Origin of the sequence: Pseudomonas sp. TWR1-1-4 (genome assembly GCF_049897165.1) — a bacterium.
GTDB lineage: Bacteria > Pseudomonadota > Gammaproteobacteria > Pseudomonadales > Pseudomonadaceae > Aquipseudomonas > Aquipseudomonas canadensis.
In genome coordinates, this window is sequence record NZ_JAFCVS010000005.1 from 474,737 (window position 1) to 501,135 (window position 26,399).

At 63.1% G+C, this 26,399-nt stretch carries 21 protein-coding genes; 7 read left to right on the top strand and 14 right to left on the bottom strand.

Annotated features, from left to right (window positions below):
- Nucleotides 1–69: 69 nt before the first annotated feature.
- Nucleotides 70–804, top strand: a complete 735-nt coding sequence (locus tag ACP7C6_RS18020; RefSeq protein ID WP_426109059.1) for a hypothetical protein — start codon at nt 70–72, stop codon at nt 802–804.
- Between the two features lie 44 nt (nt 805–848).
- On the opposite strand, the gene ACP7C6_RS18025 is transcribed toward ACP7C6_RS18020, so the two are convergent.
- Nucleotides 849–1,700: an SDR family oxidoreductase gene (locus ACP7C6_RS18025; protein ID WP_426109060.1), complete on the bottom strand. Its 852-nt coding sequence runs from the start codon at nt 1,698–1,700 to the stop codon at nt 849–851.
- Nucleotides 1,701–1,887: 187 nt separating this feature from the next.
- Here ACP7C6_RS18025 and exbB point away from each other — a divergent pair, with 187 nt between their 5' ends.
- From exbB to ACP7C6_RS18055, 6 genes are all read left to right on the top strand, one after another.
- The gene (gene exbB, locus ACP7C6_RS18030; RefSeq protein WP_068937857.1) at nt 1,888–2,868 is read left to right on the top strand and encodes a tonB-system energizer ExbB; all 981 of its coding nucleotides are present in this window, start codon (nt 1,888–1,890) and stop codon (nt 2,866–2,868) included.
- A 6-nt stretch (nt 2,869–2,874) separates the two neighbouring features.
- Complete coding sequence (gene exbD / locus ACP7C6_RS18035; protein ID WP_003195519.1) at nt 2,875–3,300, top strand: TonB system transport protein ExbD; 426 nt, start codon at nt 2,875–2,877, stop codon at nt 3,298–3,300.
- Nucleotides 3,297–4,046, top strand: coding sequence for a TonB family protein (locus tag ACP7C6_RS18040; RefSeq protein WP_016975935.1), 750 nt, complete (start codon nt 3,297–3,299; stop codon nt 4,044–4,046). The genes exbD and ACP7C6_RS18040 overlap by 4 nt, the downstream gene beginning before the upstream one ends.
- A gap of 143 nt (nt 4,047–4,189) precedes the next feature.
- Entirely contained in the window at nt 4,190–5,110 is a 921-nt protein-coding gene (locus ACP7C6_RS18045) for a hydrogen peroxide-inducible genes activator (protein WP_016975936.1), read from the top strand.
- An 8-nt stretch (nt 5,111–5,118) separates the two neighbouring features.
- Nucleotides 5,119–7,194 (top strand): ATP-dependent DNA helicase RecG, encoded by a 2,076-nt coding sequence (gene recG / locus ACP7C6_RS18050; RefSeq protein ID WP_426109061.1) that lies wholly within the window; start codon nt 5,119–5,121, stop codon nt 7,192–7,194.
- A gap of 209 nt (nt 7,195–7,403) precedes the next feature.
- Entirely contained in the window at nt 7,404–8,804 is a 1,401-nt protein-coding gene (locus ACP7C6_RS18055) for an aminoacyl-tRNA deacylase and HDOD domain-containing protein (RefSeq protein ID WP_122687020.1), read from the top strand.
- An 80-nt stretch (nt 8,805–8,884) separates the two neighbouring features.
- Here the strand turns inward: ACP7C6_RS18055 and ACP7C6_RS18060 are convergent, their stop codons facing one another.
- The 13 genes from ACP7C6_RS18060 to tagH all read right to left on the bottom strand — a co-directional run bounded on the left by ACP7C6_RS18060 (nt 8,885) and on the right by tagH (nt 26,317).
- The gene (locus ACP7C6_RS18060) at nt 8,885–9,262 is read right to left on the bottom strand and encodes a helicase (RefSeq protein ID WP_426109062.1); all 378 of its coding nucleotides are present in this window, start codon (nt 9,260–9,262) and stop codon (nt 8,885–8,887) included.
- A 124-nt stretch (nt 9,263–9,386) separates the two neighbouring features.
- Nucleotides 9,387–10,310 (bottom strand): type VI secretion system-associated lipoprotein TagQ, encoded by a 924-nt coding sequence (gene tagQ, locus ACP7C6_RS18065; RefSeq protein WP_028618483.1) that lies wholly within the window; start codon nt 10,308–10,310, stop codon nt 9,387–9,389.
- 84 nt (nt 10,311–10,394) lie between these two features.
- Nucleotides 10,395–12,104 (bottom strand): formylglycine-generating enzyme family protein, encoded by a 1,710-nt coding sequence (locus ACP7C6_RS18070; RefSeq protein ID WP_426109063.1) that lies wholly within the window; start codon nt 12,102–12,104, stop codon nt 10,395–10,397.
- Nucleotides 12,097–13,281 (bottom strand): ABC transporter permease, encoded by a 1,185-nt coding sequence (locus tag ACP7C6_RS18075; RefSeq protein WP_305383287.1) that lies wholly within the window; start codon nt 13,279–13,281, stop codon nt 12,097–12,099. Before ACP7C6_RS18075 ends, ACP7C6_RS18070 begins: the two co-directional genes overlap by 8 nt.
- Nucleotides 13,281–13,985 (bottom strand): ABC transporter ATP-binding protein, encoded by a 705-nt coding sequence (locus ACP7C6_RS18080; RefSeq protein ID WP_305383288.1) that lies wholly within the window; start codon nt 13,983–13,985, stop codon nt 13,281–13,283. The genes ACP7C6_RS18075 and ACP7C6_RS18080 overlap by 1 nt, the downstream gene beginning before the upstream one ends.
- Entirely contained in the window at nt 13,985–16,942 is a 2,958-nt protein-coding gene (locus tag ACP7C6_RS18085) for a serine/threonine-protein kinase (protein ID WP_426109064.1), read from the bottom strand. Before ACP7C6_RS18085 ends, ACP7C6_RS18080 begins: the two co-directional genes overlap by 1 nt.
- Complete coding sequence (locus ACP7C6_RS18090; RefSeq protein WP_028618488.1) at nt 16,939–17,658, bottom strand: PP2C family protein-serine/threonine phosphatase; 720 nt, start codon at nt 17,656–17,658, stop codon at nt 16,939–16,941. Before ACP7C6_RS18090 ends, ACP7C6_RS18085 begins: the two co-directional genes overlap by 4 nt.
- A complete protein-coding gene (gene tagF / locus ACP7C6_RS18095) occupies nt 17,659–18,312 on the bottom strand; it encodes a type VI secretion system-associated protein TagF (protein WP_426109065.1) in 654 nt (217 codons plus the stop codon).
- A complete protein-coding gene (gene tssM / locus ACP7C6_RS18100; RefSeq protein ID WP_426109066.1) occupies nt 18,309–21,809 on the bottom strand; it encodes a type VI secretion system membrane subunit TssM in 3,501 nt (1,166 codons plus the stop codon). Before tssM ends, tagF begins: the two co-directional genes overlap by 4 nt.
- Entirely contained in the window at nt 21,806–23,095 is a 1,290-nt protein-coding gene (locus ACP7C6_RS18105) for a DotU family type VI secretion system protein (RefSeq protein WP_426109067.1), read from the bottom strand. Before ACP7C6_RS18105 ends, tssM begins: the two co-directional genes overlap by 4 nt.
- A 6-nt stretch (nt 23,096–23,101) precedes the next feature.
- Complete coding sequence (gene tssK / locus ACP7C6_RS18110; RefSeq protein WP_028618492.1) at nt 23,102–24,436, bottom strand: type VI secretion system baseplate subunit TssK; 1,335 nt, start codon at nt 24,434–24,436, stop codon at nt 23,102–23,104.
- Between the two features lie 18 nt (nt 24,437–24,454).
- Nucleotides 24,455–24,964 (bottom strand): type VI secretion system lipoprotein TssJ, encoded by a 510-nt coding sequence (gene tssJ / locus ACP7C6_RS18115; protein WP_028618493.1) that lies wholly within the window; start codon nt 24,962–24,964, stop codon nt 24,455–24,457.
- A gap of 57 nt (nt 24,965–25,021) precedes the next feature.
- A complete protein-coding gene (gene tagH, locus ACP7C6_RS18120; RefSeq protein ID WP_305383291.1) occupies nt 25,022–26,317 on the bottom strand; it encodes a type VI secretion system-associated FHA domain protein TagH in 1,296 nt (431 codons plus the stop codon).
- Between the last annotated feature and the right edge of the window lie 82 nt (nt 26,318–26,399).

A 26,399-nucleotide genomic window follows, 5' to 3' on the forward strand; every position in this document is an offset into this window, starting at 1 on the left:
AAAAGGAGCCTTAGGGCTCTTTTTTCTTAGTCTGTCCCATGACTTTTCCTTCCTATATCGGATAGCCCGATGCACAAGTTACTTGCCCTCGGGCTGATCCTGCTGGGCGGCTGCACACATGCGCCGCAACCCACGAACATCAGCGGGTTGTGGATCAACCAAGCGGCAATCGACTCGGCAGCCCAGGGCAGACCCTTGCTGCAATCCATTCATGTGCATGGTTTAAACCTGGAATGGAACATCGACACTCGTGCAAACAAAGCGCAATTCAGCAATGCATTCGAACTGGGCGAAGGCGAGTTGTTGCCGAAGGCTCCCGGCAAGTGGACTGTCGACTACAGGGGCTACGGCACCGACGAACTGCAGTTGGACGGCAGCCAACTGATCCAGCAGCCCAAAGAGCACATGGTCGGCCAGGTGTTCAGACGCCCAGCCCAGCCTGCCCCTGCGAGTGCACAGTGGGGCACAACATTCAGACGGGCGCTGAATTCAGCTTATATGGGCGGGCGGTGGAAAATCATTGAAGGCCAAGGCGTTGGCAATACCGTCGAGTTCATGGCCGACGGCAGCCTGTCCGGACTGGCGCACAATGACCGGTATAAGCTCTGCCTTGGCGGCGATTGCGCTACCCAAGGTGCGGGCAATGACTCCCTCTACCTAGGCAGGGGCGATGTCGGCGACGGGTGGTTTTTTGTACGCCACGGCAAACGAATGGAATTTCTGAAGGCGATCAATCAGTCCGCGCCGTATGAAATCCCCCATCTCGTTCCAGGCCCACGCCAGTGGCTACTGGAAAAACAATAACCCGTTGCAGTAGCGGGCGTGCCAGCTCCCTGCAACGGGAGCGGTCAGCCTTTTAGGATTGCCGCATAACCTTCTCGATAACTCGGATAGGTCGGCACCCAACCCAACGCCTTGGCTCGGGCATTGCTGCATTGCTTGCTGCCAGCACGCCGCACACTCGCGTCATCAGCCCATTCGGTCACACCCAGATACTCACGCAACCAATCCACCACCTCGGCCAGCGGCGCAGGCGCATCGTCGACGCCGATGTAGACCTTCTCCAGCGAGCCGCCCTTTTCCACATGACGCAACAAAAACGCCAGCAAACCCGCTGCGTCATCTGCGTGAATGCGGTTGCCATATAAAGGTGGGTCGATTGCCACGCGGTACCCTTGGCGAACCTGGGTCAACAGCCATTCGCGGCCCGGTCCATAGATACCAGTCAGCCGCACAATGCTGGCGGGAATGCCACTGTCGAGTGCAACTTGCTCAGCCTCCAACATTACTTGCCCGGAATATCCCTTCGCCTGAGTCTCCGACGTTTCGTCGACCCACTCGCCATTTTGCTGCCCGTAGACGCTGCTGCTGGATACAAACAGCAGGTGCTTAGGCTCCTGCCCGTAGTCGCCCAGCCACTCCAGCACATGTTTCAGCCCTTCAACATAAGCAGCGCGATAGCCGGCTTCGTCATGGTCCGTCGCGGCAGCGCAGTACACCAGATAATCCACCCCGCCGATCGGCCAGGTGTCAGGGCAATCCTTGTTGAACAGGTCACCGGCAATACCGATCACGCCCTCGGGCAGCCGCGAAATATCGCGGCGCAGGCCATGAACCTCCCATTCCGAGTCGAGCAACTGGCTGGCCAGCCGGCTCCCTACATCGCCACAGCCGGCAATCACAACAGAAGGCGCAGACATCACAAAACTCCGTACTGAAAGGTCTAGGTTAGCCCTCGCGAGTGACCGACGGCCAGAAAAAGGGCAAATAAAGTAACTGTATTACTTCTGTTAACAAGAATTACTTGCAATAATAACCGCCCATTTGTCCTCGACCCCTTGGGTCTGGAAGGACGATCACTCATTTTTTCTCTCAGGTCCGGCCAGCATGACACGTAATACAACCCCCGCTTCGCCAACCAAGCTTCACAGCCCATCCCGCGCCTGGCGTGCGATTGCTGCGCTGCTGTTCAGCGTACTGCTGGCACCGACCGCCGCCTTCGCTGACGCCACCGCACCCGCCACCCCGGCTGCCGCCGAGCAAAATGCCGCGGCACCGGCAGCTCCAGTGGCTGCGCCGGCCGCCACCGACCCGGCCCTGGCGGCTGACCCAGCCTCCGCCGAAGACACCGGTGTGGTGCTGGAAGAAGACAACACCCTGGGCATGGCCCATGACCTGTCGCCGTGGGGCATGTACCAGAACGCTGACGTGGTGGTGAAAGCCGTGATGATCGGCCTGGCCATCGCCTCGATCATCACCTGGACCATCTGGATCGCCAAAGGCTTCGAGCTGCTGGGCGCCAAACGTCGTCTGCGCACTGAAATCGTCCACCTGAAAAAGGCTACCACCCTCAAGGAAGCCAGCGAAAGCGCGACCAAGAAGGGCACCCTGGCCAACACTCTGGTGCACGACGCGCTGGAAGAAATGCGCCTGTCGGCCAACACCCGCGAAAAAGAAGGCATCAAGGAACGTGTGGCCTTCCGCCTGGAGCGCCTGGTGGCAGCCTGCGGTCGTAACATGAGCAGCGGCACCGGCGTGCTGGCAACCATCGGTTCTACCGCGCCGTTCGTCGGCTTGTTCGGTACCGTGTGGGGCATCATGAACAGCTTCATCGGCATCGCCAAAACCCAGACCACCAACCTTGCCGTCGTTGCCCCTGGAATCGCCGAAGCCCTGCTGGCGACCGCCCTGGGCCTGGTTGCCGCGATTCCTGCGGTGGTGATCTACAACGTCTTCGCCCGTTCGATTGCCGGCTACAAAGCCCAGGTATCGGACGCGTCGGCAGAAGTCCTGCTGCTGGTCAGCCGCGACCTCGATCACCTGCCTACCGAGCGCAGCTCGCAACCGCACATGGTGAAAGTGGGGTAATCGGCCATGGGCCTGCATTTGAATCAAGGCGACGACGAACTCGTCGAGAACCACGAAATCAACGTCACGCCGTTTATCGACGTGATGCTGGTGCTGCTGATCATCTTCATGGTGGCGGCACCGTTGGCGACCGTGGACATTAAGGTCGACCTGCCCGCGTCCAGCGCCAAACCTGCGCCACGGCCAGAGAAACCGATCTTCCTCAGCGTCAAGGCGGACCAACGCCTGTTCCTGGGCGAAGAAGAAGTCAAAGCTGAAACCCTGGGCCCGGTGCTCGACGCCAAGACCCAAGGCAAGAAAGACACGACGATCTTCTTCCAGGCTGACAAGGGCGTGGACTACGGCGACCTGATGAGCGTGATGGATGCCCTGCGGGCAGCCGGCTACCTCAAGGTCGGCCTGGTCGGACTTGAGACGGCAGCCAAGAAATGATCACGACGCGCCACAAACTGACGCGTTATGGCACCAGCCTCGCCGTCGTACTGGGCGTGCATGCCGTCGCGATCGCTATCGCGCTTCATTGGTCCGCGCCGCGCACGGTGCAGTTGCCGCCGGCTGCCATGGTCATCGACCTGGCACCGATGCCAGCCCCGCCGCCGCCAGCGCCGCCCAAGGTGGTAACGCCGCCGCAACCGCCTGCACCGGTGGAAGAGCTGCCCCTGCCGAAACTGGCCGAGGCACCCAAGCCAACGATCCAGGTGCCCAAGCCGGTCAAGCCCAAGCCTAAACCGCAGCCGCCGAAGCCTGTGGAGAAGAAGATCGAGCCGCCCAAGGAGAAACCCTCCGAGGATCCGCCGAGCGACGCTCCGCCGACCCAAGCACCGGCTGAGAAATCGGCCCAACCTGTACCAGGCCCTTCTCCGCAGCAAATCGCAGCGAAGGCTTCCTGGGAAGGCACGCTGCTGGCTCACTTGCAGAAGTACAAAAAGTACCCGCCAGGCGCGCAGGCCCGTGGCAAGGAAGGCCTGAACCGCCTGAAGTTCGTGGTGGATGCCGAAGGCAACGTGCTGTCCTACGAGTTGGTGGGCCGCTCCGGCAACGCCGACCTGGACCGCGCCACGCTGGACATGATCCGTCGCGCCCAGCCACTGCCCAAGCCACCGGCAGACATGCTCAAAGGTGGCAGCATCGAGATCGTTGCACCGTTCGTGTACAACATCGAGAAGCGTCGTCGCTGAAAAATGAAGGTGGTGAGGGGCAACCCTTACCACCTTCAGCAAAATCTGCGTAACTCCCCGCTCAATCCCCAGCAAAGTTCTGATAACGTGCGTCTATCGATTGCAGCCGGTATGCTTGGCCCGCAACCTCATGGACGCCCGCTATGACTCTTACAGAATTACGCTACATCGTTACCCTCGCCCAAGAGCAGCACTTCGGCCACGCGGCCGAGCGTTGCCATGTCAGCCAGCCGACGCTGTCGGTGGGCGTGAAAAAGCTTGAAGACGAACTCGGTGTGCTGATTTTCGAGCGCAGCAAGAGCGCCGTGCGCCTAACGCCTGTGGGCGAAGGCATTGTGGCCCAGGCCCAGAAGGTGCTGGAGCAGGCGCAGAGCATTCGCGAACTGGCCCAGGCCGGCAAGAACCAGCTGACCGCACCGCTGAAAGTCGGCGCCATCTACACCGTCGGCCCGTACCTGTTCCCGCACCTGATCCCGCAACTGCACCGCGTCGCGCCGCAGATGCCGTTATATATCGAAGAAAACTTCACCCACGTGCTGCGCGACAAACTGCGCAACGGCGAGCTGGACGCGATCATCATCGCCCTGCCGTTCAACGAAGCGGACGTGTTGACCCTGCCGCTCTACGACGAGCCGTTCTACGTCTTGATGCCCGCTTCCCACCCGTGGACGCAAAAGGACACCATCGACGCCGGCCTGCTCAACGACAAGAGCCTGCTGCTGCTGGGCGAAGGCCACTGCTTCCGTGACCAGGTATTGGAAGCCTGCCCGACCCTGACCAAGGGCAACGACGGCGCCAAGCACACCACCGTGGAATCCAGCTCCCTGGAAACCATCCGGCACATGGTCGCCTCCGGCCTGGGCATTTCGATCCTGCCGCTGTCGGCGGTGGACAGCCACCACTACGCCCCCGGCGTGATCGAAGTGCGCCCACTGACGCCGCCGGTACCGTTCCGTACCGTGGCGATCGCCTGGCGCGCCAGCTTCCCACGACCGAAAGCGATTGAGATCCTCGCCGATTCGATCCGCCTGTGCTCGGTGGCCAAGCCGACGGCTGCGAGCTAAGCAACGGTATGACTGAGCTGTCGCAGGTGTCGGTGACGGCACTCAAGGGTGTCGGTGAAGCCATGGCCGAGAAGTTGGCCAAGGTCGGCCTGGAAAACCTCCAGGACGTGTTGTTCCACCTGCCCCTGCGCTATCAGGACCGCACCCGCGTGGTGCCCATCGGCCAGTTGCGCCCTGGGCAGGACGCGGTGGTCGAAGGCACGGTCAGCGGCGCCGACGTGGTGATGGGCAAGCGTCGCAGCCTGGTGGTGCGTCTGCAGGATGGCACCGGTGGCCTGAGCCTGCGCTTCTACCATTTCAGCAACGCGCAGAAAGAAGGCCTAAAACGCGGCACCCGCGTACGCTGCTACGGCGAAGCGCGGCCTGGTGCATCGGGCCTGGAAATCTATCACCCGGAATACCGCGCCATTACCGGCGATGAACCGCCGCCAGTCGACACCACGCTCACACCGATCTACCCGCTCACCGAAGGCCTGACCCAGCAACGCCTGCGCCAGCTGTGCATGCAGACGCTGACGATGCTCGGCCCGAAAAGCCTGCCCGACTGGCTGCCGCTGGAGCTGGCCCGCGACTATCAACTGGCGTCGCTGGACGATGCGATTCGCTACTTGCATCACCCGCCTGCCGATGCCGATGTCGACGAGCTGGCGCTGGGTCATCACTGGGCCCAGCACCGCCTGGCGTTTGAAGAACTGCTGACTCACCAACTCTCCCAGCAGCGCCTGCGCGAAAGCATGCGTTCCCTGCGTGCGCCGGCGATGCCCAAGGCCACGCGTTTGCCCGCGCAATACCTGGCCAACCTGGGCTTTGCGCCGACCGGCGCCCAACAACGCGTCGGTAATGAAATCGCCTACGACTTAAGCCAGCAGGAACCCATGCTGCGCCTGATCCAGGGCGATGTGGGCGCAGGCAAGACCGTGGTCGCCGCTCTCGCCGCCTTGCAAGCGCTGGAAGCTGGTTACCAAGTGGCGTTGATGGCGCCCACCGAAATTCTTGCCGAGCAGCACTTCATCACCTTCAAGCGCTGGCTCGAGCCTCTGGGCCTGGAAGTGGCGTGGCTGGCCGGCAAGCTCAAGGGCAAGGTACGCGCAGCGGCTCTGGAGCAGATTGCCGGTGGTGCACCCATGGTGGTGGGCACCCACGCGCTGTTTCAGGATGAAGTGCAATTCAAGAATCTGGCGCTGGTGATCATCGACGAACAGCATCGATTCGGCGTGCAGCAACGCCTGGCCCTGCGCCAGAAAGGCGTGGGCGGGCGCATGAACCCGCACCAGTTGATCATGACCGCCACGCCGATCCCGCGCACCCTGGCGATGAGCGCCTACGCCGACCTCGACACCTCGATCCTCGACGAACTGCCGCCCGGCCGGACGCCGGTCAACACCGTATTGGTCACGGACACCCGACGTGTCGAAGTGATCGAGCGCGTGCGCGGCGCCTGTGCCGAAGGGCGCCAGGCGTACTGGGTGTGCACGCTGATCGAAGAGTCCGAGGAGCTGACCTGCCAGGCTGCCGAGACCACCTTTGAAGACCTCACCAGCACCTTGGGCGAGCTCAAGGTCGGCCTGATCCATGGCCGCATGAAGCCCGCAGAAAAAGCCGCCGTGATGGCCGAATTCAAGGCCGGTAACCTGCAACTGTTGGTGGCTACCACGGTGATCGAGGTCGGTGTGGACGTACCCAACGCCAGCTTGATGATTATCGAGAACCCCGAGCGCCTTGGCCTGGCGCAACTGCACCAGTTGCGCGGCCGGGTCGGCCGGGGCAGCGCCGCCAGCCATTGCGTGCTGCTCTACCACCCGCCGCTGTCACAGATTGGTCGCCAGCGCCTGGGCATCATGCGTGAAACCAACGACGGTTTTATCATTGCCGAAAAAGACCTCGAGCTGCGCGGCCCCGGTGAAATGCTCGGCACCCGCCAGACCGGCCTGCTGCAATTCAAGGTCGCCGACCTGATGCGCGACGCTGACCTGCTGCCGGCCGTGCGCGATGCGGCGCAAGCGCTGCTCGAACGTTGGCCGGATCATGTCAGCCCATTGCTGGACCGCTGGCTACGCCATGGGCAGCAATACGGCCAAGTGTGACGCCTGACTTTGTAGGAGCGAGCTTGCTCGCGAAGCGCGTTAACGATGACGCGGACACCGGGGAATGAACGCGGTGACCTGGGATGTCTTCGCGAGAAGCTCGCTCCCACAGAGGTTCAGCGCCAACCGCGTCACAAACAACAGTTAACCGACCAACACTTGTATCAAGCTGGTTATACTTCGTGGACTGTAAGAAATTGGATCAGGCCATGTCAGAAGTTGCCCTCGCCACAGCCCCACTGACCGCCCCGCCGGTCATTCGGGCTCTGCTCGCAAAACTCGCCATCCCCTACACGGAAGTCACCGACCTACCGGGCCTGAATCCTGCGCGAAAGGTCCAGGCCGTGTTGCTGGAAGACGCGGTGGGCGCACTGATGGTGCTGTTCCCGCAGAACCAATTGCTCGACCTCAACCGCCTCGCCGAACTCACCGGTCGCCGCCTCACGGCAGTATCGCCGGATCGCGTCGAACGCATGCTGGGCAAGCACGAACTGACCCTGTTGCCAGGCCTGCCGCCGCTCACCAGTTCGCCGTGCCTGTACGAAGGCAGCCTGCTCAACGAGCCGAGCCTGCTGGTGCATTCGGGCGAAGCCGGGCTGCTACTGGAAATACCGACCGACACGTTCAAGACGATGCTGACCAAGGCCAGCGCCGGCCACTTCGGCGAGCCGCTGAGCAACATCCGCCCCAACCTTGACCGCCCGAATGATGACCGCGAGGAAATTACCCAGGCGATGCAGGCATTCACCGCCCGCCGCATCCAGCAACGCCTGGAAGCGACCATCGAGATTCCACCGCTGGCCGACACGGCGCAGAAGATCATCAAGCTGCGTGTCGACCCGAATGCCACCATTGATGACATCACCGGCGTGGTCGAAACCGACCCCGCTTTGGCTGCGCAAGTCGTGAGCTGGGCCGCGTCGCCCTACTACGCGTCGCCGGGCAAGATCCGCTCCGTGGAAGACGCCATCGTGCGCGTGCTGGGTTTTGACCTGGTGATCAACCTGGCGCTGGGCCTGGCATTGGGCAAGACCCTGAGCCTGCCCAAGGATCACCCGCACCAGTCCACACCCTACTGGCACCAGTCAATCTACACCGCCGCCGTGATCGAAGGCCTGACCCGCGCTATGCCCCGTGCCCAGCGCCCGGAAGCCGGACTGACCTACCTCGCGGGCCTGCTGCACAACTTCGGTTACCTGCTGCTGGCTCACGTGTTCCCGCCGCACTTTTCGCTGATCTGCCGTCACCTGGAGGTCAACCCGCACCTGTGCCACAGCTATGTCGAGCAACACCTGCTGGGCATCAGCCGCGAGCAAATCGGTGCGTGGCTGATGCGCTACTGGGACATGCCGGATGAACTGTCCACTGCCCTGCGCTTCCAGCACGATCCGACCTACGATGGTCAGTACGCTGAATACCCGAACCTGGTGTGTCTGGCGGTACGCTTGTTGCGCAGCCGTGGGATTGGCTCCGGGCCGGATGAGGCGATTCCGGATGCGCTGCTTGAGCGTCTGGGCTTGAGCCGTGACAAGGCTGAGGAAGTGGTGGGCAAAGTGCTGGATGCCGAGGTGCTGTTGCGCGAGTTGGCGTCCCAGTTCAGCCAGGGCTAACCCACCACCTGTTACATCGCCATCGCCGGCAAGCCGGCTCCTACAGAGTTTGTGTAGGAGCCGGCTTGCCGGCGATGAATTCAACCCTGCTTTTTCTTCGGCTTCAAATACTTGGTCAACCCCTGGAACCAGATCACCAGCGCCGGGTTGCCCTTGATCTGGATCGACTTGTCCTGAATCCCCGTCATGAACGCCAATTGCTTGTTCTTCGCCTGCATCGTGGCGAAGCCGTAGGCCGCATCTTTAAAGGCGATGGCGAACGCCGGCGAAGGGTGAACACCCGAACGGCTGGTGATGCGCTGGTCTTTGACGATGAAGTGACGGGCAACCTTGCCGTCGAGGGTCTGCAGCTGGAAGGCCAGGTCTTTGTCACCCAGTTGCTGCTGGAAGGCGGGATTGGTGCGGCTGGCTTTGCCCATCATCAGGCCCAGCACCCACAGGAGAAGACGAAATTTCATGCACACGGCCTCGGTGTAATTATTGAGTGGCCGCAGCAGTTTAACGATTTGCAGAAAGAACGCCACCGATCTCGCGCATTAGCAGGAGATCGGCTGACGTTTGACGCTTATAGCAGCATGTTACTTAAACGTTAGGGCAAGGTACCGGTGCCCAGTCGGCCAGGTTCGGATCGCGGCAGCTGCCTTCGAGCTGGGCCTTACCGGCGCTGGCGACCTGCTTGCTTTCAGCTTGCTTGGCCTGCACGGTCTGAATGCTCTTCTCGGTGGTGACAGCTTCTTTCGGCACGACTGGCAGAGCCTGCTTTTTCGCAACCTTGACCGGCTTCTTGCCCTTGGCAGGAGCGACCACAGGAGCGGTGTCGGCGGTCGCCACGGTCACCACGTCGTTACGCTGCACGCCCACTTGCTGCAGGTCTTTCTCGTAGGCCTGGGTGTAGTTGTTCAGGTCTTCGCTGGCCTTGCCGTTGACCGCAACGATCAGGTCATTGGATTCCTTCAGGCCTGCCACGATTTCCGCCAGGCGCTTGCGGCCTTCGGTGTCGTTGACGGTTTTGGCCTTGCGGTCGGCCACCAGCTTGGTGAACGCGCTCTGGTAGCACTGTTGCGACGCTTTGGCGTACGCGGTGCTGCGGTCGATGTCGGACGCGCTTTTGTTGAAGTCGGTGGAGTAGGACGCAATGCGCTGGTTGTCATCGCTGATCTGCTTCTGGCGCTCGGTGTAGTAACCCGCCGCACCGCCGGCCAGGGCGCCGCCCGCTGCACCGATGGCGGCGTTACGGCCGCGCTTGTCGGAGTCGCCGGTCAGGGCGCCCAGCAGTGCACCGCCGGCCGCGCCGATGGCTGCGCCGGTGACGACCGACTTGGTCATGTCCGAGTCAGTCGCACGCAGGTGCTGCACCGGCTCGTAGCAGTTCGGGTAGTACTCTACCTTGGTGCTCGACGCGACCTTAGAGGCCGGCGACGTGGCACAACCGGTCAACACAGTGCTGAAACCGGCCGCGATCAGCAGCAAGTGACGCTTGGAAACCGCCTTACGGGAAAAAAGCATAGGTGTGTTCTCGTTTAAGTTTGACTTGCCCAGCACGGCCCACCGCCGCCTGAGTCCCTTCCAAGCTCGCCATACAGCCAGCGCTCATCGCTGACCGCTCGCTGCGAGCAATTCCTTCAAGATCGTTGCCGGGTCGGCCCGCTGTTGCTTGCGGTAGTTGCCGACATGGCGAACGAACAGTGTTGCGCGCGTCACCAGGCTCTTACCGAGCACCGGCTTGCGATCCAACTCTTCCTTGATCCGTTGAAACTGCGCCTGGATCACCGCATCGGTGTAACGCGTGCCAGTGGCCAGGTTGTCGATATAGATCGCCACCGCGCCATCGAGCGCGCTACGGCCATTGGCAATCGCCATGTCGAACAGCTGCGCGCTGGCCTCGTCCTTGTTGTCCAGGGACTGTTGGCGGCTCTTCTGCAGGTTGGCCAGGCGGATGTTGTAGTTGGCGATGGTTTCGGCCACCAACGCGGCCGACTGGATCAGGTTGCCCGCCGCCTCTTCGCGTTGCTGGGCGATCAGCGAGACGTTGCGCTTGAGCTCTTCGTTGACCAGCCCCAGCTCGGCTTGCAGCTTGGGGTCGGCGCTGGCGGCAATGATGCTGTCCAGGCGCTTGGTCGGGTCCTGGGCATCGTCGATGGCGTCGGTCAGCGAAGCCAGGCGACCTTCTTTCTGCCATTGGGCGAACAACTCCTTGTAACGTGAACGCGGCGCCGACAAGGCACCAATCGCCACGCGGAACCCGGTGGTCTCGTTGCTTTGCTCGGTGCCGTCGGCGGCGAACAGCGGGTACTCGCGGCGCATGCCGGTGAACAGCGTGCCCTCGCCTTCCAGGTAGTTGCCACCCTTGACCACAAAGCCGCCGTAGGTGCCCTGGCGACGCCCGGCGTGCACCAGTTGGAAGGATTCCTGGACCATTTCCGCCGCGTTGCCGATCACATCGAACAGACCGATCGGGTTGGGCAACTTGGTGCCGATAGGCATCAGGCGCGCAGCCTGGCCGGTACCGCCGGCGACCTGGTTGAACACGGCGTAATCGCCGAGCGGGCCGTCGCTGTCACTGCCTTCAGTACGGCGCGGGAACAGCCGCGCTTCCAAGTCCTGGCGGCTGACGGCATGACCGCCACGCGCGGCGAATTCCCACTCCACTTCGGTGGGCAGGCGCACAAAACCCAAACCGCCGTCGTCCGCCGAAGAGCCGCGTCCGCTCACCGGCAGCAATTCGCGGTGATATTTCATCAGCCAGGCGCTGTACACCGCCGAAAAACGCTCGGCCTCAAAGCGCGACAGTTTGACCTTGGGCAAGCGCCCGGCCATGCCGGTGGGTGCGTCGCACGCAGGCGCGGGTTCACCACTGGCCAACGATTGCGCCTGGGACATCACCTGGGCGTACTGGCGTGCGGTCACTTCGTACTTGCCGATGAAGTAGAGCATGGGCTTGAGCGGGGTCTTGGCGTCGGTCTTCGGCATCAAGGGCGCGATGATTTCGTTCCAGTCTTTGGGCAGGTCCTTGAGGGTGAACTGGCCATTGATGAAGTCGCGGCGGTAGCCGGAAATGAATGACTGCTGATAGCCCGCCTCGCCTTCGGCAAAGGGGTAGCCGAGGCTGATCTCGCGGTCATCCAGGGTGCCTTGGGCCAACACGTAGGCGTAACGAAACACCATGTTGCCTTCGCACGGCAGCGGCAGGCTGACGTCGCCCTCCAGCGGCTTGGGGTTATCGAGTTTGTCACTCGCCTCATCGGCCCAGGCCATAGAGGCCAGGGCCAGCGCCACACAGGCGCCCAGTAACTTATACATCTCTGATTCCTTCAGAAGCCTGGATCCGCGCCACTCGCCAGCCACCACAGGCCGCCGCCACGGCGCTGACGCCCATGACTGCAGCCAGGGCCAGGCCGTAATGACGTGCCAACAGGTGGCTGGCGTGTTCGCCCGGCACCTGCACAAATAACGTGTTCAAAGCCGCCTCGGCCAAGCCATACAGGCCGGCACTGAGCACGGCCGCGAAACCTGCGCTGTACAGCGCCTGCACCACCACAAACAACAACAGCCCACCGGTGGAAAACCCCAACAGGCGCAACACCGACAATTCCCGACGCTTACGCACCACGGCGGCCAACGCTCCAGCAAAGATCGCCGCAAACGCCCCCGCCAACGCCAACCCGCAGATCACCCAGAAAACGATCGACAGGTTGCGGCTCAACGACTGCACCTGCGCGATGGTCTGCGCCTGGGTCGACACCAGCAGGTTCTGCCCGGCGAAAAACACCCGCAGCGGTTCCACATCGGTGAGGCTCTGCGCATACAGGCGGAATGCCGGATACACGCGCTGTTCACTCACACCGACCGCTTCACCCTCCCAGCCCAAGGCCGGCACCGCACGACCATCGCGGTAATCTTCTGCTGCTTCCAGCAATTTCAAATCGGCAAACAGCCCATCACGGGCGAAGGCTTCCAGCGGCAATACCGCCAGCACCTGCAAACGCGTGCGCTGGGCCTCGAAGCGTCCTGCCACTTGCCGTGCAAAGCTGGTCTCCAGCCAATCCCCTGGCCGCGCTGCCAGCTTCTCGGCGGCGGTGTGACTCAGCACGATCTGGTCCAGGCCCCTCGGCACCGGAAGACCCGCCAGCAAGGGATCACCCGATGCGGTCGGCAGCATTTCCAGGGCCAAGGCGCCCACCTGCGCGGTCGCCGCAATTTGTCGCGTGCGCGGGAGTGCAAACGCCACATCGCTGCGCTGGCCGAGTTGCTCGATAAAGGCGCTGCTGAATCGACCACCGCCCAACGGAATAATTTCACGGGTGGCGGGGTCGGTCTGCAAACGTTCGGTCAAACTGCTAACCAGTCCAAATTTCAGGCCGAATAACACTAGCAACGGTGCAATGACGGCGACCAGCGCCAATACCGAACAAACCGACAGCCAGGCATCGTTGCGATAGTCCTGCCAGGCCAGCGACGCCACCAGACCGAGGCGCATCAGCACACCTCCCCGAGGGTCGCGGTGACGCCGCCGTCGGTGTCGCGACGGCAACTGATACGCCGCACCTGCAAGCCACTGGCGCGGGCCAGGGGTTCGTCATGGGTGGCAATCACACAGGCGGCACGGTGTTCGCGCGCCTGGGCCAGCAGCGCCTGCATCACGCGCTCGGCATTCAAGGGGTCGAGGGACGCCGTCGGTTCATCCGCCAACACCAGTTGCGGCGCATGAGCCAGGGCGCGGGCACAGCTGACGCGCTGGCGTTGGCCCACCGAGAGCGCCGCCGGTTTCTTGGCCAACTGGTCGCTGATCTCCAACTGCTCGGCCAGGCGCGCCACGCTGCCGTCGTCCTTCAAGCCCAACAGTTGCCGTGACAAGGCGATATTGCCACGCACATCGAGAAACCCCAGCAAGCCGCCGGTTTGCAGCACATAGCCCAGATGCTGGCTACGCAGCGCGGCCAGCATGGATTGCTGATCACCGCGCCACAATCCGGCAATGTTCTGCTGATGAAATTCAAACTGCCCGACCTGATCCGGCGCCAATACCAACGCCAGCAAATCCAGCAAGGTGCTTTTGCCACAACCGCTGGGCCCGACAATCGCCAATTGCTCACCCGCACGCAGCGTCAGCGCCGGAATCACCAGGCTGTAGCGCTGGCTGCCGACGCCCCGGCTCTTGTGCACCGCGTTCAGGTTCAGCATCACGGCAACGTCGACAACGGCACGCGGTACAACGCGTCACCCGGCTCGGCATCGCCGAAACGGACCCAGTTGGCCACATCATTGTGGAAGGTTTCGTAGAGGCGGATCTTCGAATCCAGCTCGTCGATAAAGTCTTCCTGCTCGGCCACGCTCAACGACAACCACAGGTCCTGGGTCATGTTCAGCGACTTGCTGCGGTACGGCAGGCCTTCCAGGTATTCACCCAAGATGCCGCCGTCGGCCAGGTTGCCGCCCTTGCGCAGGGCCTGTGGGTCGCGGCTCATATAGGCGGAGGCGCTGGCGATTTCCTGGAAGAAGTCCTTGGGTGAAGTCTGGGTCTTGCGTGCCGCGTCGACGATCAATTTCAGCGACTGCTGCAGGTCATTGAGCTGCAACTTGGTCAGCATCACACACACCTGGAACGCCGGCAGTGCCGGGTTGGTCAGGTCGCGGTCGGCAGTCCAGGCGCTGACCAGTTGCGGTGCCTGACTCGCGGCTTTACGGCCGAGGAAATCCATGTGCATGGCATAACCGACGGCGGCGGACTTATCCGCCAGACTCGGCGCGCTGTTCAACAACGGCACCGGCTGTGGCGTGTTGCTGCGCACTTGATGCACAAGATTGGCGAACACCGTACCTATCTCATCCACACGCTCTCCGAGCTTGCGCACATCACCACCGGGCACCGCCGTGTAGAGGTCGCCGATCTGAGGGTTGGCGTCGGCGGTGAGGATGCGGTACTGGCTCTCGGCGCCGGCATGGGTTTTCTTGCCGGCGTCGGTACGCAGGTGCAGGGCGTAGATCTTGATCTGTTTGCCCAGCGCGGCCTGGCGTACCTCGGCTTCGTTCATCTGGGTGGCGGCGAACGGATCGTTCTTGCGCAGCGCACCGGCATCGGTGACCAGCAGGATGATGCGTCCGCCATAGCCGGACCAATCCATGCCATCCACTGCCTGCATCACGCCGGCGAACGCATCTTCGTTGAACGAATGGCTGGACACAGTGGACGCCTTGACCTGGCGCGCCATGTCGAGGAAACGTTGCGGGTCGCGGCCCTGATCGAGGGTGATCAAGGTCTTGGCGACGTATTCCAGGCCAGGGGTTTTCTTGATGCTGCTGCGAAAGCCGACCATGCCGAAGCTCACGCTGTCCAACTCGCCGCGTTCGCCGATGCGCGTTTGCAGTTCGTGCACCACGTCGCGGATCTGGTCGATGTAGGGCTGCATGGAAACGGTGGTATCCACCACCAGCACAACAGCCGTGCGGAAGGCGTCAGCATTGGCGTTGATCACCGGCGTGGCCGGTTTAGCGGCGCTGGTGCCTGGGTCGATGGAGGCCACATTGAGCAACTGCACCGGCTGGCCGTTTTCGTCGAAGCTCTCTTTGGCGTCGAAGATCGGCAGCAGGTAGAACTGGTTTTGCGGCACAGCGCTGGCGGTCGGTTCCATGGCCAGGATCTGGCTGTTGTCCTCACTGTTTTTCTGCGCCTTGGCCAGTACGCCTTTGGCGGCGGCCGGGTCAGCCAGCAACCTTTCCACTTCAGCGGATTGGCGCAGGAACATTACCGGCGCGCGGCCTGAACGCTCGGTGAACTTGAGCACCAGGCTCTGCTTCCAGTCGCTGACCTGGGACGCGGGCAACCAGCCGTCGCTGCGGCCATCGGTGGCGGCGCCGACGCGTACCCATGGGTTGCCGTCAACGTCCTTGCGTTGGTAGACGTAAAGCACGGAAAACGCCGGCAAAGCCTTGCCCGGCGCACTGCCGGCGTCCGTTGAAAGCTTGGCGCCGGGTTTGCTGAGGACGCGTTGGAACAGGGTTTTCTTACCCGCCATCAGCAACGGACGCTGACCGCCATCCACTTCTGCCACAGGCGGCGCCACAGGGGGCACAACCACCGCAGCCGGGGGCTTGGCCACGGGCTCATCGCTGCCGCTCAACCACCAATAACTCGCACCACCAATGGCCAACGCAACCGCCACTGCAACAGCGGCGAGTGCCAACACCGGCCCACGGCGCTGCTCGCTGTGCTGGGTCGGCGGCACCACCGGTTGGCGCACCGGCTGGGGTTTCTCGGTGGGGATCTCGATGGATTCCGGGGTGATGCCGGCCAGATCAAAACTCATGGGGATCGGCAACGGCCGCACCAAGGTAGCCTCTGGCGATTCCGACGGCAGGTTATCCAACGCCCGCAACAACGCCGCCGCATCCGCGAAGCGCTCCGCCGGATCCTTGGCCAACAGCTTGCGCAGCACCTCCTGATAACGACCGTGGTGCACCGGCAATTCGGGCAGCGGTTCAGTCAGGTGCGCGAGCGCCGTGGAGAGCGCATCGGTGCCAGTGTATGGCAGCTTGCCGACGAGAATCTCGTACAGCACCACGCCCAGCGCGTACAAGTCGGCGCGACCATCAATTTCTTGTCCCCGCGCCTGCTCTGGGCTCATGTAACTCGGCGTGCCTACGGCAAACCCGGCCTGGGTGAACTGAGTGCGATCATCCAGCGATTTGGCGATACCGAAGTCCGACAGCACCGCCGTACCATCGGCACGGAACAGAATGTTCGCCGGTTTCACATCGCGGTGCACCAAGCCCTGGGCGTGGGCATAGCCCAGCGCCGAGGCGATCTGGCGAATCAGCGTCACGCCCTGCTCCGGCGTCATCCCGGCGGCGATGCGCTCCTTGAGCGTGCCGTTGGGCAGGTATTCCATGGCCATGTAATACAGCTCACCGACGTTGCCGATGTCATGGATGGTCACCGTGTGCGGATGCGACAAGCGCGCCAGGGTCTTGCCCTCACGCAGGAAGCGTTCGCAGAAGCTCGGGTCAGCCGCCAATGCCGCCGCCATCACCTTCAACGCCACCTTGCGCTCCAGGGAACGCTGGGTCGCCAGGTACACGCTGGCCATGGCGCCTTCGCCGATCTCGCCTTCAATGTCATAACCCGGAATCAGGATGTTCATGCCGATACCTTCACAACGATGGCGGTGATGTTGTCCGGCGCACCCCGGTTGAGTCCCAGGTGCACCAGGCTGCGCACGATTTCATCCGGCGTGTCGTGGCCGAGGACTTCGCGGATCTCATGGTCTTCGACGGTCTTGTTCAGGCCATCGCTGCACAGCAAATAGCTGTCACCGGGAGCGATCAGCAGGTCGACCACCGCCAGTTCCAGGTGCGCTTCCACGCCAATCGCACGGGTGACGATATTGGCGCGTGGATGCGTGCGGGCGTCGGCTTCGCTGAGCAGGCCGCTGTCTTGCAGGTCTTGCACGTAGCTGTGGTCGCGGGAGATACCTTCCAGCACGCCGTCGCGCAGGCGGTACAAGCGGCTGTCGCCAGCCCACAGGCAAACGCCGCGCAGGCCACGGGCGGCCAACAACACCACGGTGCTGCCCATCATGGTCACGCCACGATGGGCGGTTTCTTCGCGCACGGCGGCGTTGATGCGCAGCAGGTCGTTGCGCAGCGCCGCCGTGTATTCATCCAGCGAGCGCCCCACCGGCACGCTGCGCAAGCTGTCGACGATCAGGCTGCTCACGTAATCCCCCGCCGCGTGCCCGCCCATGCCGTCGGCCACCACCCACAGGCGGTTTTCCGGCAGGTCCAGGCAGGCGTCTTCATTGACCTGGCGGACCATGCCCACATGGCTTTTGCTCGCGGATTTGTACGTCGACCCCATCTACACCACACCTTCTTGTCCGAGCAAAAACTGCGCAAAATCGTCGGCGGCAGGCAGGCCCTGACACCGCAACAAACCAGGGGAAATCGTCTGCGAGCCACGGCCCCACCACAGGCTCGCGCCTTCGCAGGCCTGTTCGGCCAGGGCGGTCAGACGCCCCTGAGGCACGGTGGTAGCCACCCGTTGCAGGCCGGCGAAACGGCTGCCCACGGTACGCGGTTCGCTCGCCGGGAAACCCAGGCCATCGAGGCCTTCATTGAAGCCTTCGAAGGTAGCACCGGCATCCAGGGTGCTGAGCAGCAACGCTTCGGCCTGCTCGAACCAGGTGTCCGGCCCGCCGACCAGGGACGCGGGATTGGTGTCGTGATCGAGCAAGGTCACCACCGCCAGAGGGAAGTAGCGCCCGACCCGGTCGATGCTCGGCATCACCACACCCGCCGCCGCGTCCGGTCCGCATACACCCGGCGCCAGCACAAAGCGCCACAACGGGCTGACCAGGTAGGTGTTGAGCCAGTCGCCGCCCAGGCTGCTCTGGCCGGCGAGCAGACCCGCCGCCAACCAGCTGTCCCACGGGCCGATAAAACTCTGGGGTAGCGCGCGGCTGACAAAGTCACCACGACTGGCCAACTTGCCGTAGAAACCCAGCGTCGTCATAGCCGCTCCGGCAGGCTGAAGCCACTGAGCACGCGGCTCTTGAACGGGTTGAAGGCGCTGTTGGCGCGCAGTTCGTAGGCGATGCTCGCACCGTCGACGCGCAGGCGCAGGTTGAAGCGGTCCGGGGAATTACCAGCCGTAAGGTCCGATTGCTCCAGCAGGCGGAACCAGGCCCACGGTCCGTCCAGGGTCACGCCGGAACGGCCACTGGCCGACGGCGGCATGATGGAAATACGCACCACGCCAATGCTGCCGGGGTTTGGCCATTGCATCGCCACTGGGCGGCTTGGGCCGTGGTCGTAGCTCAGTTGCTGACCGTCCAGGTCCAGCAGGAACTGGGTGATGGTCGGGTCCATCGACACCGGTTTGAGTTCGAAACGCACGATGGGCTGGGTGCCACCCGAGCGGAAGAACGCATCGCGGATCGTCGCTGCGCGCTGGAAGGTTTGCAGCACGCCCGGAGCAATGCCGAGCTTCTGCGCCGCGCCCGGCTGCCAGCGCCAGGTCTGCGCGGAGGTGTCTACGTAAGGCTGCAGGTATTTGCGGAAGTAGTTGTCCATCACTCCGCCCACGCCGAAGAACTGGCCGAAGTCATCCAGGGTCGCGTCCCGTGCGCTGCCCGGCGACATCGGGTAGCGGCCGGCCAGGGACTGGCGATACACGTTGACCACTTCGCTGACCCAGGCCGCGTTCAGTTGATTGCGCACCCCGCCCATCATGCTGTTGGTGGTGGAATTGACCACCGACTTGACCATGCCCTGCACCAACGGTGGCTGGCGTTCGGCATTCAGGCTGACCCGCGTGGCCGCAGCGGCCGCCTGGTTCTTCGCCTCACCGAGCAAGGCATCACCGCTGGCGCCGACCATGGCGCTGACCTGCACATACAGCGCATTCATGTCGGTGAGCAGGCCATCGATGGCCGCTGGCTCGCCTTCATTCTTGCTGACGATGCTGTTGAGTTCGGCAAAGTGTGCGGTCACCGGATCATCCGCAGCAGCAGGTGCATTGGCGGTCGGTTGTTCCTGGCCAAGCAGGCTGCCCAGGCGCTCCTTGAGCTTGTCGACGCCCCCTTCCACCGGTACGCCTTTAGCGGCCAATTGGCGCTCTTCGGCTTGCAGATCGGTTTCCTTGGCCACCGCCACCAGCAGTTTTTTCAGCGGAGAAGTCGGACCGGAAATCACCCGCAATACGTCGGCCGCCTGGGCCACGCTGGTGATCGGCACAAAGTCGATGTCCGCCAGCAACGCATCCCACTGACGCTGGTAATCCTGGAAATACAGGCGGCGTACGTCGGCGGCGAGGCTCACCACGTTCTGCTGGTCGGCCTGTTCGTGCCCCAACACCCACTGCTCTTCAGCCAGGGTGCCGGTCTGGTTCAGGCTGCTCAACAAAAACGCCTGGCGATAGCCCTTGGCGGTGAAGAACCCACTCAACGGCTCGCCCAGTGGTTTGCCACTTTTGCGGCTGAACACCAGCGCCGCATCACGACCGGCGGCTTCGTTGATGCGAAAGTCCGGGATGCCTTCGGGCAGTTTCTGGCGCTTGACCCGGTCATACACACGCTGGGCTACCGGCAGTTGTTGCAACTGACGACGCAGGTCATCGATCAGGCGTGGGTCGAGGCGAGCACTCGGTGGATGGCGTTCAAACAGCGCCTGCAAGTGCCCGGCCAATGCCTGGCGCTGATCGGCCGGCAAGTCGCGCGGCAGGTTGCGGTCCCAGTCGAGGGCGATCCAGGCCTTGATGAAGTCCGGGTCGTAATGCTCGGAATCGGCGAGCATCAGGTAGGCCTTGAGGCCTTCGTAGAGGAAGTCGGAATTGCCGCCGCCGTGCAGTTGCTCTTCGATGCGCGTCACCAGGCGTGGCGCGAACACGGCGATCAGCAGCTTGCGGTAGACACTGGCGGACTCGGCTTCAAGCATGTCGCCCTGGTACAGCCCCAGGCCTTCGGACCAGCTTGGCGAGTCGCCGGCCAGGTTCTTCACGGCGTTGAGCAATGGCAGCACCGCGAGGATGTCACGCTGCGCGGGGCTCAGGTTCTGCACGGACTGGCCCAGCGGTGCGACCTTCTGGTCGACCTGGGCGATATAGGCCTGGTTGGCGCGGTAACTCACCCACCACAGGCCGCTGACCACCACGACCAGTGCCACGGTGGCGGCCAGCACCCCGCGTGCAATCCACTTGCGCCGACGCTCGACCTTCGGGTTCACCCCCACCAAGCCACGCTCGGCAAACGCCACCGCAGTGAAGAGTTTTTCGATGAAGTAACTGCGCCCGGTGCCGCTCTGGCGCGCCAGGTGCTGACGGTCCAGGTTCATGCTTTGAGCCATGGCGCCGATCAGGCGGTCGATCGGGCTGCCTTCCTGGGTGCCGCTGGTGAAATACACACCGCGCAGCAACACGCGCTCTTCAAAGGCATTGGGCTTGAACACGCCTTCGAGGAAGCTTTGCAGGCAATCCTTCAACGCACCGAACTGCTGCGGGAAGCCGTAGATCAGGTCGCGGCGCGCCGGGTCGCGTTCCTGTTGCAGGCGTTCGACCAGGCGTTCGTTGAGGCGCTGTTCCAGGCCAGCGAACTCGCTTTGCAGGTGTGCCAGCGGGCTGTCGCTGTTTTTGCCGTCGTCCAGGGCAAAGGTCATGCCCCACACCTGGGCGCGCTCTTCCTTGCTCAGGTTGTCGAAGAACTCCATGAAGCCCGGCACCAGGTCGAGCTTGGTCAGCATCAGGTAGATCGGAAAGCGCACGCCCAACTGGGTGTACAACTCCTGGATCCGCAGGCGGATGGCGGCGGCATGGGCGGCGCGCTCGGCGTCGGTGCCGAGCAACAGGTCCGACAGGCTGATGGCGATGAAGGCACCATCGATAGGCCGGCGCGAGCGCTGTTTTTTCAGCAGGTCGAGGAAACCCAGCCACGCGGCTTTATCCACCGTGGAGTTGCTGTCCTGGGTGGTGTAGCGGCCAGCGGTGTCGAGCAACACAGCCTGATCGGTAAACCACCAGTCGCAGTTGCGCGTACCGCCGACGCCGCGCACGGCACCGGCGCCCAACTGTGCCGCCAGCGGGAAGTGCAGGCCGGAGTTGACCAGCGCCGTGGTCTTGCCCGAACCCGGCGGGCCGATGATCACGTACCACGGCAGCTCGTAGAGGTTGCGGCGTTCATCGCCACCCAGCTTGGCCTTCTTCAGCAGCGCCAGGGCCTCGTCCATGCGCTGGCGCAGGGTGCTGAGTTCTTCGGCGGTGGCGACGCTATTGGGGTCTGCCGGGGTTTCGGCGGCCAGGCTGCGCATCACTTCGGCGGCCTGGCGACGGGCCTGGATAATGCGGAACACGCGGTAGGCAATCCACACCGCGAACACCAGGATGATCAGCGCCCAGCGGCGCCCTTCCGGCACCAGCACGTCGAGCAACGGCCCGACAAACCAGATGATCAGGCTCAGGGCGATCAGGCCCAGCACGGGAATCACCCAGCGAATCATGAAACTGAAAAACGCCTTCACTCGACGCCCTCCGCCAATACGGTGATTTCAACCCGACGATTGCGGGCGCGGCCTTCTGCGGTGGCGTTGGTCGCCACCGGCTCGGTGTCGCTTCGGCCCTCGGCGCTGAAGCGCTCCGCCTGGCCAGTCTTTGCCGCGAGGATTTCCAGCACAGACTTGGCCCGTGCTTCCGACAGCGCCCAGTTGGACGGGAAGCGCAGCGTGGCAATCGGGCGGTTGTCGCTGTGCCCGGTCACGCGTACCTGGCCTTTCACTTTGCGGATGGCATCGGCGATGCGCAGCATCAGCGGTTGGTAGTCATCGACAATGCTGGAACTGGCGGACGCAAACAGCTCGTCGCCACGGATGGTCACCACTGAACGGTCGACCGCATCTTCCACGGCAACGCGCCCGGCCTTGATGTCTTCCACCAGGAAACCGGCCAGGCGTGGGCGCTCGATGACTTTGGGTTGTGCCACCGGGCGGTCGATGGCCTGCACCGGGATTTCGCCCAACGCGTGAATATTCTTGAACACCGGCTCGGCATCCGACGCCAGCTTCATGCGCAAACCAAACAGCAGCGCCAGCAACAGCGCCACGCCGATAGCCACGGCGATCCATGGCGGCATGAATTGCGCCAGGCGATCCCGCGCCACGGTCACGCCGCGCCAGTGTGGCGACAGTTCACGTTCGTGTTCGCCACGGGCGCTGCGAATGGCGGCAGCCGTGCGTTCACGCAGGGTTTCCAACTGACTGCGGCCGTCGTTCATTACGCGATAACGGCCTTCAAAACCCAGGCACATGCACAGGTACAGCAGCTCCAGCAGGTACAGGCGTTCCCGTGGACTTTGCAGGCAATGGTCGAGCAACTGAAAGACTTTCTCACCGCCCCAAGCTTCGTTATGCACCGTGATCAGCAGGCTCTGTTTGCCCCAGTCACTGGTGCTGCCCCATGGCGTACTCAACACCGCTTCATCCAGCGCGGTGCACAGCGCATAACGGGCCAGCAGTACTTCGTTGCGGGCGATACCGGCCGCTTCGGCGCGTTCTTCGAACTGGCGCAGATACGCCAGCAACTGCGCGCGCAGGCTGGCCGGCGCCGGGTGGGCGATGGTGTTGCGCAGGCGCGTCAGCAGTGTCAACAACGGGCCGGCGGCGCTTTCCAGCGGGTTGAGGCCCTGGCTTTTGCCGGTGAGCATCGGCGCGGCTGGCATGGCCAGCGGCGACGGTTCGGCACGCGCAGGTTCCGGCGCCCGACCACCCGGACGCGGCATGAACTGGGTGCGGTCATCATCATTGGGATGCATCGCGGATTATCCTCGGATCGCCCAAAAGGCCAGGTTCAAGCCCGGGAACTGCCCGGCGATGTGGAAGGCAAAGCCGCCGGAATTGCCCAGCTGTTGCCAGGCCTCGCTGCCGCGATCCAGCTCGTAATAGGTGGAACCTGCGTGGTACGGCAATTGGCGCGGCGCCACGGGCAGAGGCAACAGGGTGATGCCCGGCAGTTGCAGGTTGACCAGGTCGCGGATGTGCTCCACCGAACCAACCTTGCTCTGCTGGCCGAAGCGCGCGCGCAGGGTTTCGCCGGGGACATCGGCACGCACCACCAGGATGAAGCTGGCGTTGTCGAGCAGGGTTTTGTCGGCCAGCATCGCCACGTGCACGCCGTAGGCTTTCTCGACAATCGGGATCGGCGTGGCCTTGCTGTCGATCAACATCGACAGCGCTTCACGCAAGGCGGCCATCACCGGAGCAAAGCTCAGCGCCAGGTCGTCGTGCTGGTACTGGGGGTATTCCTGGGGACGGCGGCCTGAGGTCGAGAAGGTGGAGAACTCTCCCGCCAGGCTGACCAGTTCGCTGAAAAAGCGCTCCGGGTGCAGCGGGCTCAACTGGCTCAAATGCTGGATCAGCGGTTGGGCGCGGTTGACCAGTTGCAGCAGCATGAAATCGGCAATCTCCGACGCGCCACCGGCGCCCGAAGCGACCACGCGCCCCGCCAGGGCTTCGCCGCGTTGGTGCAGCAAGCCGAGCAGTTCGCTGCGGAATGCGGTCAGCGGCTTGCTCGCAGCGACGTCCAGCACGGGCGGAATGTAGGTGTCGTCGAGTACCAGTGCGCGGTCGGCGCGTTTTTCCTTGATGCGCACCAGGCCGATGGCGGCGTAATCGCTAATGCCATCCTGGGCGGTCAGCAGGCGCAGAGCCCGTGAGCCCAAGGCCACCGGTGCGCGGTTTTCGAAGGGTGCGTTGTCGTCACGCACTTCGCGGACCTGGCTCACGTAACGCGCCGCCTCCAAGGCTTCGCCTTCCTCCACGGTATCGCGGGCACCGGCACGCTTGAGCGGCAGCGCCAGGTACACCAGGCCATCGCGCAGGTTGTCGTCGATGTTCAGCGGGCTCGGCGCCAGATCGTCCTGGGGAATGTTGAACGGCGTGCCGTCGGGCAACAGGCCACGCGCCGAGACGATCGCCAGCTTGCCCTGGGCCAGCAGGCCCTGGTCGATCAGCAGCTCGGAAAAACCCCAGGCCCCGGCCGACAAAGGGCGGCTGCGGGCGTCGATCAGGTTTTCCAGGTAACGGTCATGCTGCTGGAAGTGCTGCGTTCCGATGAACATGCCTTCCGACCAGACCACGCGATTGTTCCAGGACATGGGGGCTCCGATTGCTTCTTATTGGGCAGGGCTGGATGGGGTGACCACGACGTCGGCGCGCACGGCACGCACATCGAGGCTGATCTGGTATTCGGTGTATTGGCGCGCGGGCACGTTGATCACCGTGCGCCATTGCGCGCGGTCCAACTCGCGATAGCCCACCAGCAAACCGATCTGGCGCGTGGACGGGTCGAGGTCGCGCTGGATGCTCAGTTGCTCGCCGGGCTGCACCATCACTTCGTCCTGGTCCAGCAGGTCCAGGCCCAGGGTCGATTGCGCCCGGTCAGCCAGGGCGAAGTAATCGGAGCGGGCAAAGGTGGCGGCGTTTTTCAGTTCGAAGATGCGCACCCGCACCGGCGCAGCCTGGCCGTTGGCGCCGGGGTTGAGCCCGTTGATCGCATGAAAGTGCAGCTCGACGGCGGCCGTCTCCGCTTCGGCCTCGGCGGCTGTTTCGGGTTTGGCGGCGTCTTTGGCACACGCCGTCAGCAGAAGCAGTGTGGCGACTGCGAGTAAAAACCTGGGAATCATCCTGCGTCCTCAATGACGTATTTAGCTATCCGTTGATCCATGTGTTGCGGCGCGGTTTTACCGACGCTGTCGTGCGCTGTGCTCTTCGTAGGCCCGGCTGAATTCGCGGCCGAACAGGTCCTGGAAATCTTCCTGGGCCTCGCGGGAAATATTGCTGTAGAGCTCGGTGAATTGCTGCCAGTACTGAGCCTGGCGTGAGCCGTTGAAAATACTTGAGAGCCCGCCGGGCTTGCCCATGCGCTCTTCCAATTGCGCCGGTTCAAAACGCGTGAGCAGGTGTTTGATCGCCGCTTCCACGCCGGCCATCACCGCCAGTTGGTGGGCACGCAGGTCGTTGAAACTGTCGCGTACGGCGAGGTCCGGTGCCATAAACGCCTGATTGCCGTGGCGAAGCAAAAGCAGTAACGCTTCGTCAGCATTCGGGGCGAATTTCAACGGATTGTTTTCAGCGGGCTGGATCATGGTCTGCTGCATGCGGAACTCGCCCTTGAGGCTGGCGCGGGCACGCAACACGTCGATCAGGCCTTCGACCATCAGTCGGTAGCTGCGGCCGATGTTTTCCATCTGGGCCTCGGCCTGGGCTTTGTCCAGGCGCAGTTGATCGAGGCCAGCGCCGCGCAGAAAGGCTTGCAGGAGGTCGGGTTGCTGAGTGTTTGCCACAGGCTCGACCGCAGGTGGCGGCTGAATGACCGGTGCGGGCGGCGGAGCAACGGGCGCAGGTGCATCGCCAAACAGGTCCCAATCTTCGGGAATCACCGAGCCCGAAACCACGGGTTTCTCGAGCGCAACGGGCGTCGGCGGACGGAAGTCATGCTGCTCGGACGGCACATGGTCCGGCACGGTCGGCGGCGGCACGGCGGTGGGGCTGAGGAAGTCGAACAGGTCCGGCAGCGTGTCCATCGACGAAGCGCCCTGGAATTGCGGCGCGATCACCGGCACCGGCGTGGGCTTGCTCGCCACGGCCCCCATCAGCGCTTCAAAGCTGTTCGGCGAATCGCCGGCAAACGGCTGGCTGTCGACGGCCTGCACGTTGAAGTCGATGCGCGCCTGGATCTCGTAATCACCGATGCGGATCAACTCACCGTCTTGCAACGGTTCGCTGTTACCCCGACGCATACGGATACCGGCTTTAACCAACTCCACACCATTAGTGCTGTTATCGGTTAAATAATAACGACCCTCTTTGTATTGAATAACGCAATGTTGCGAGGAGACCAAGCGCTCTGGATCAGGCAGTACCCAGTCATTATCGGAACTGCGGCCAATAGCCATCGAGCCCTGATTCATGGACTTTTCGGAGCACTGCCCAGGGGTAATCTTGTGATAACTAGTGATAGTCAAACACAGCGACATCTTGCCTCCTTGCTGATACTTCGCGCGCGGTCGACTCCCAGGACAGCGCCTCCCGGGATATCGCCATCAGGTCGAGCGATCG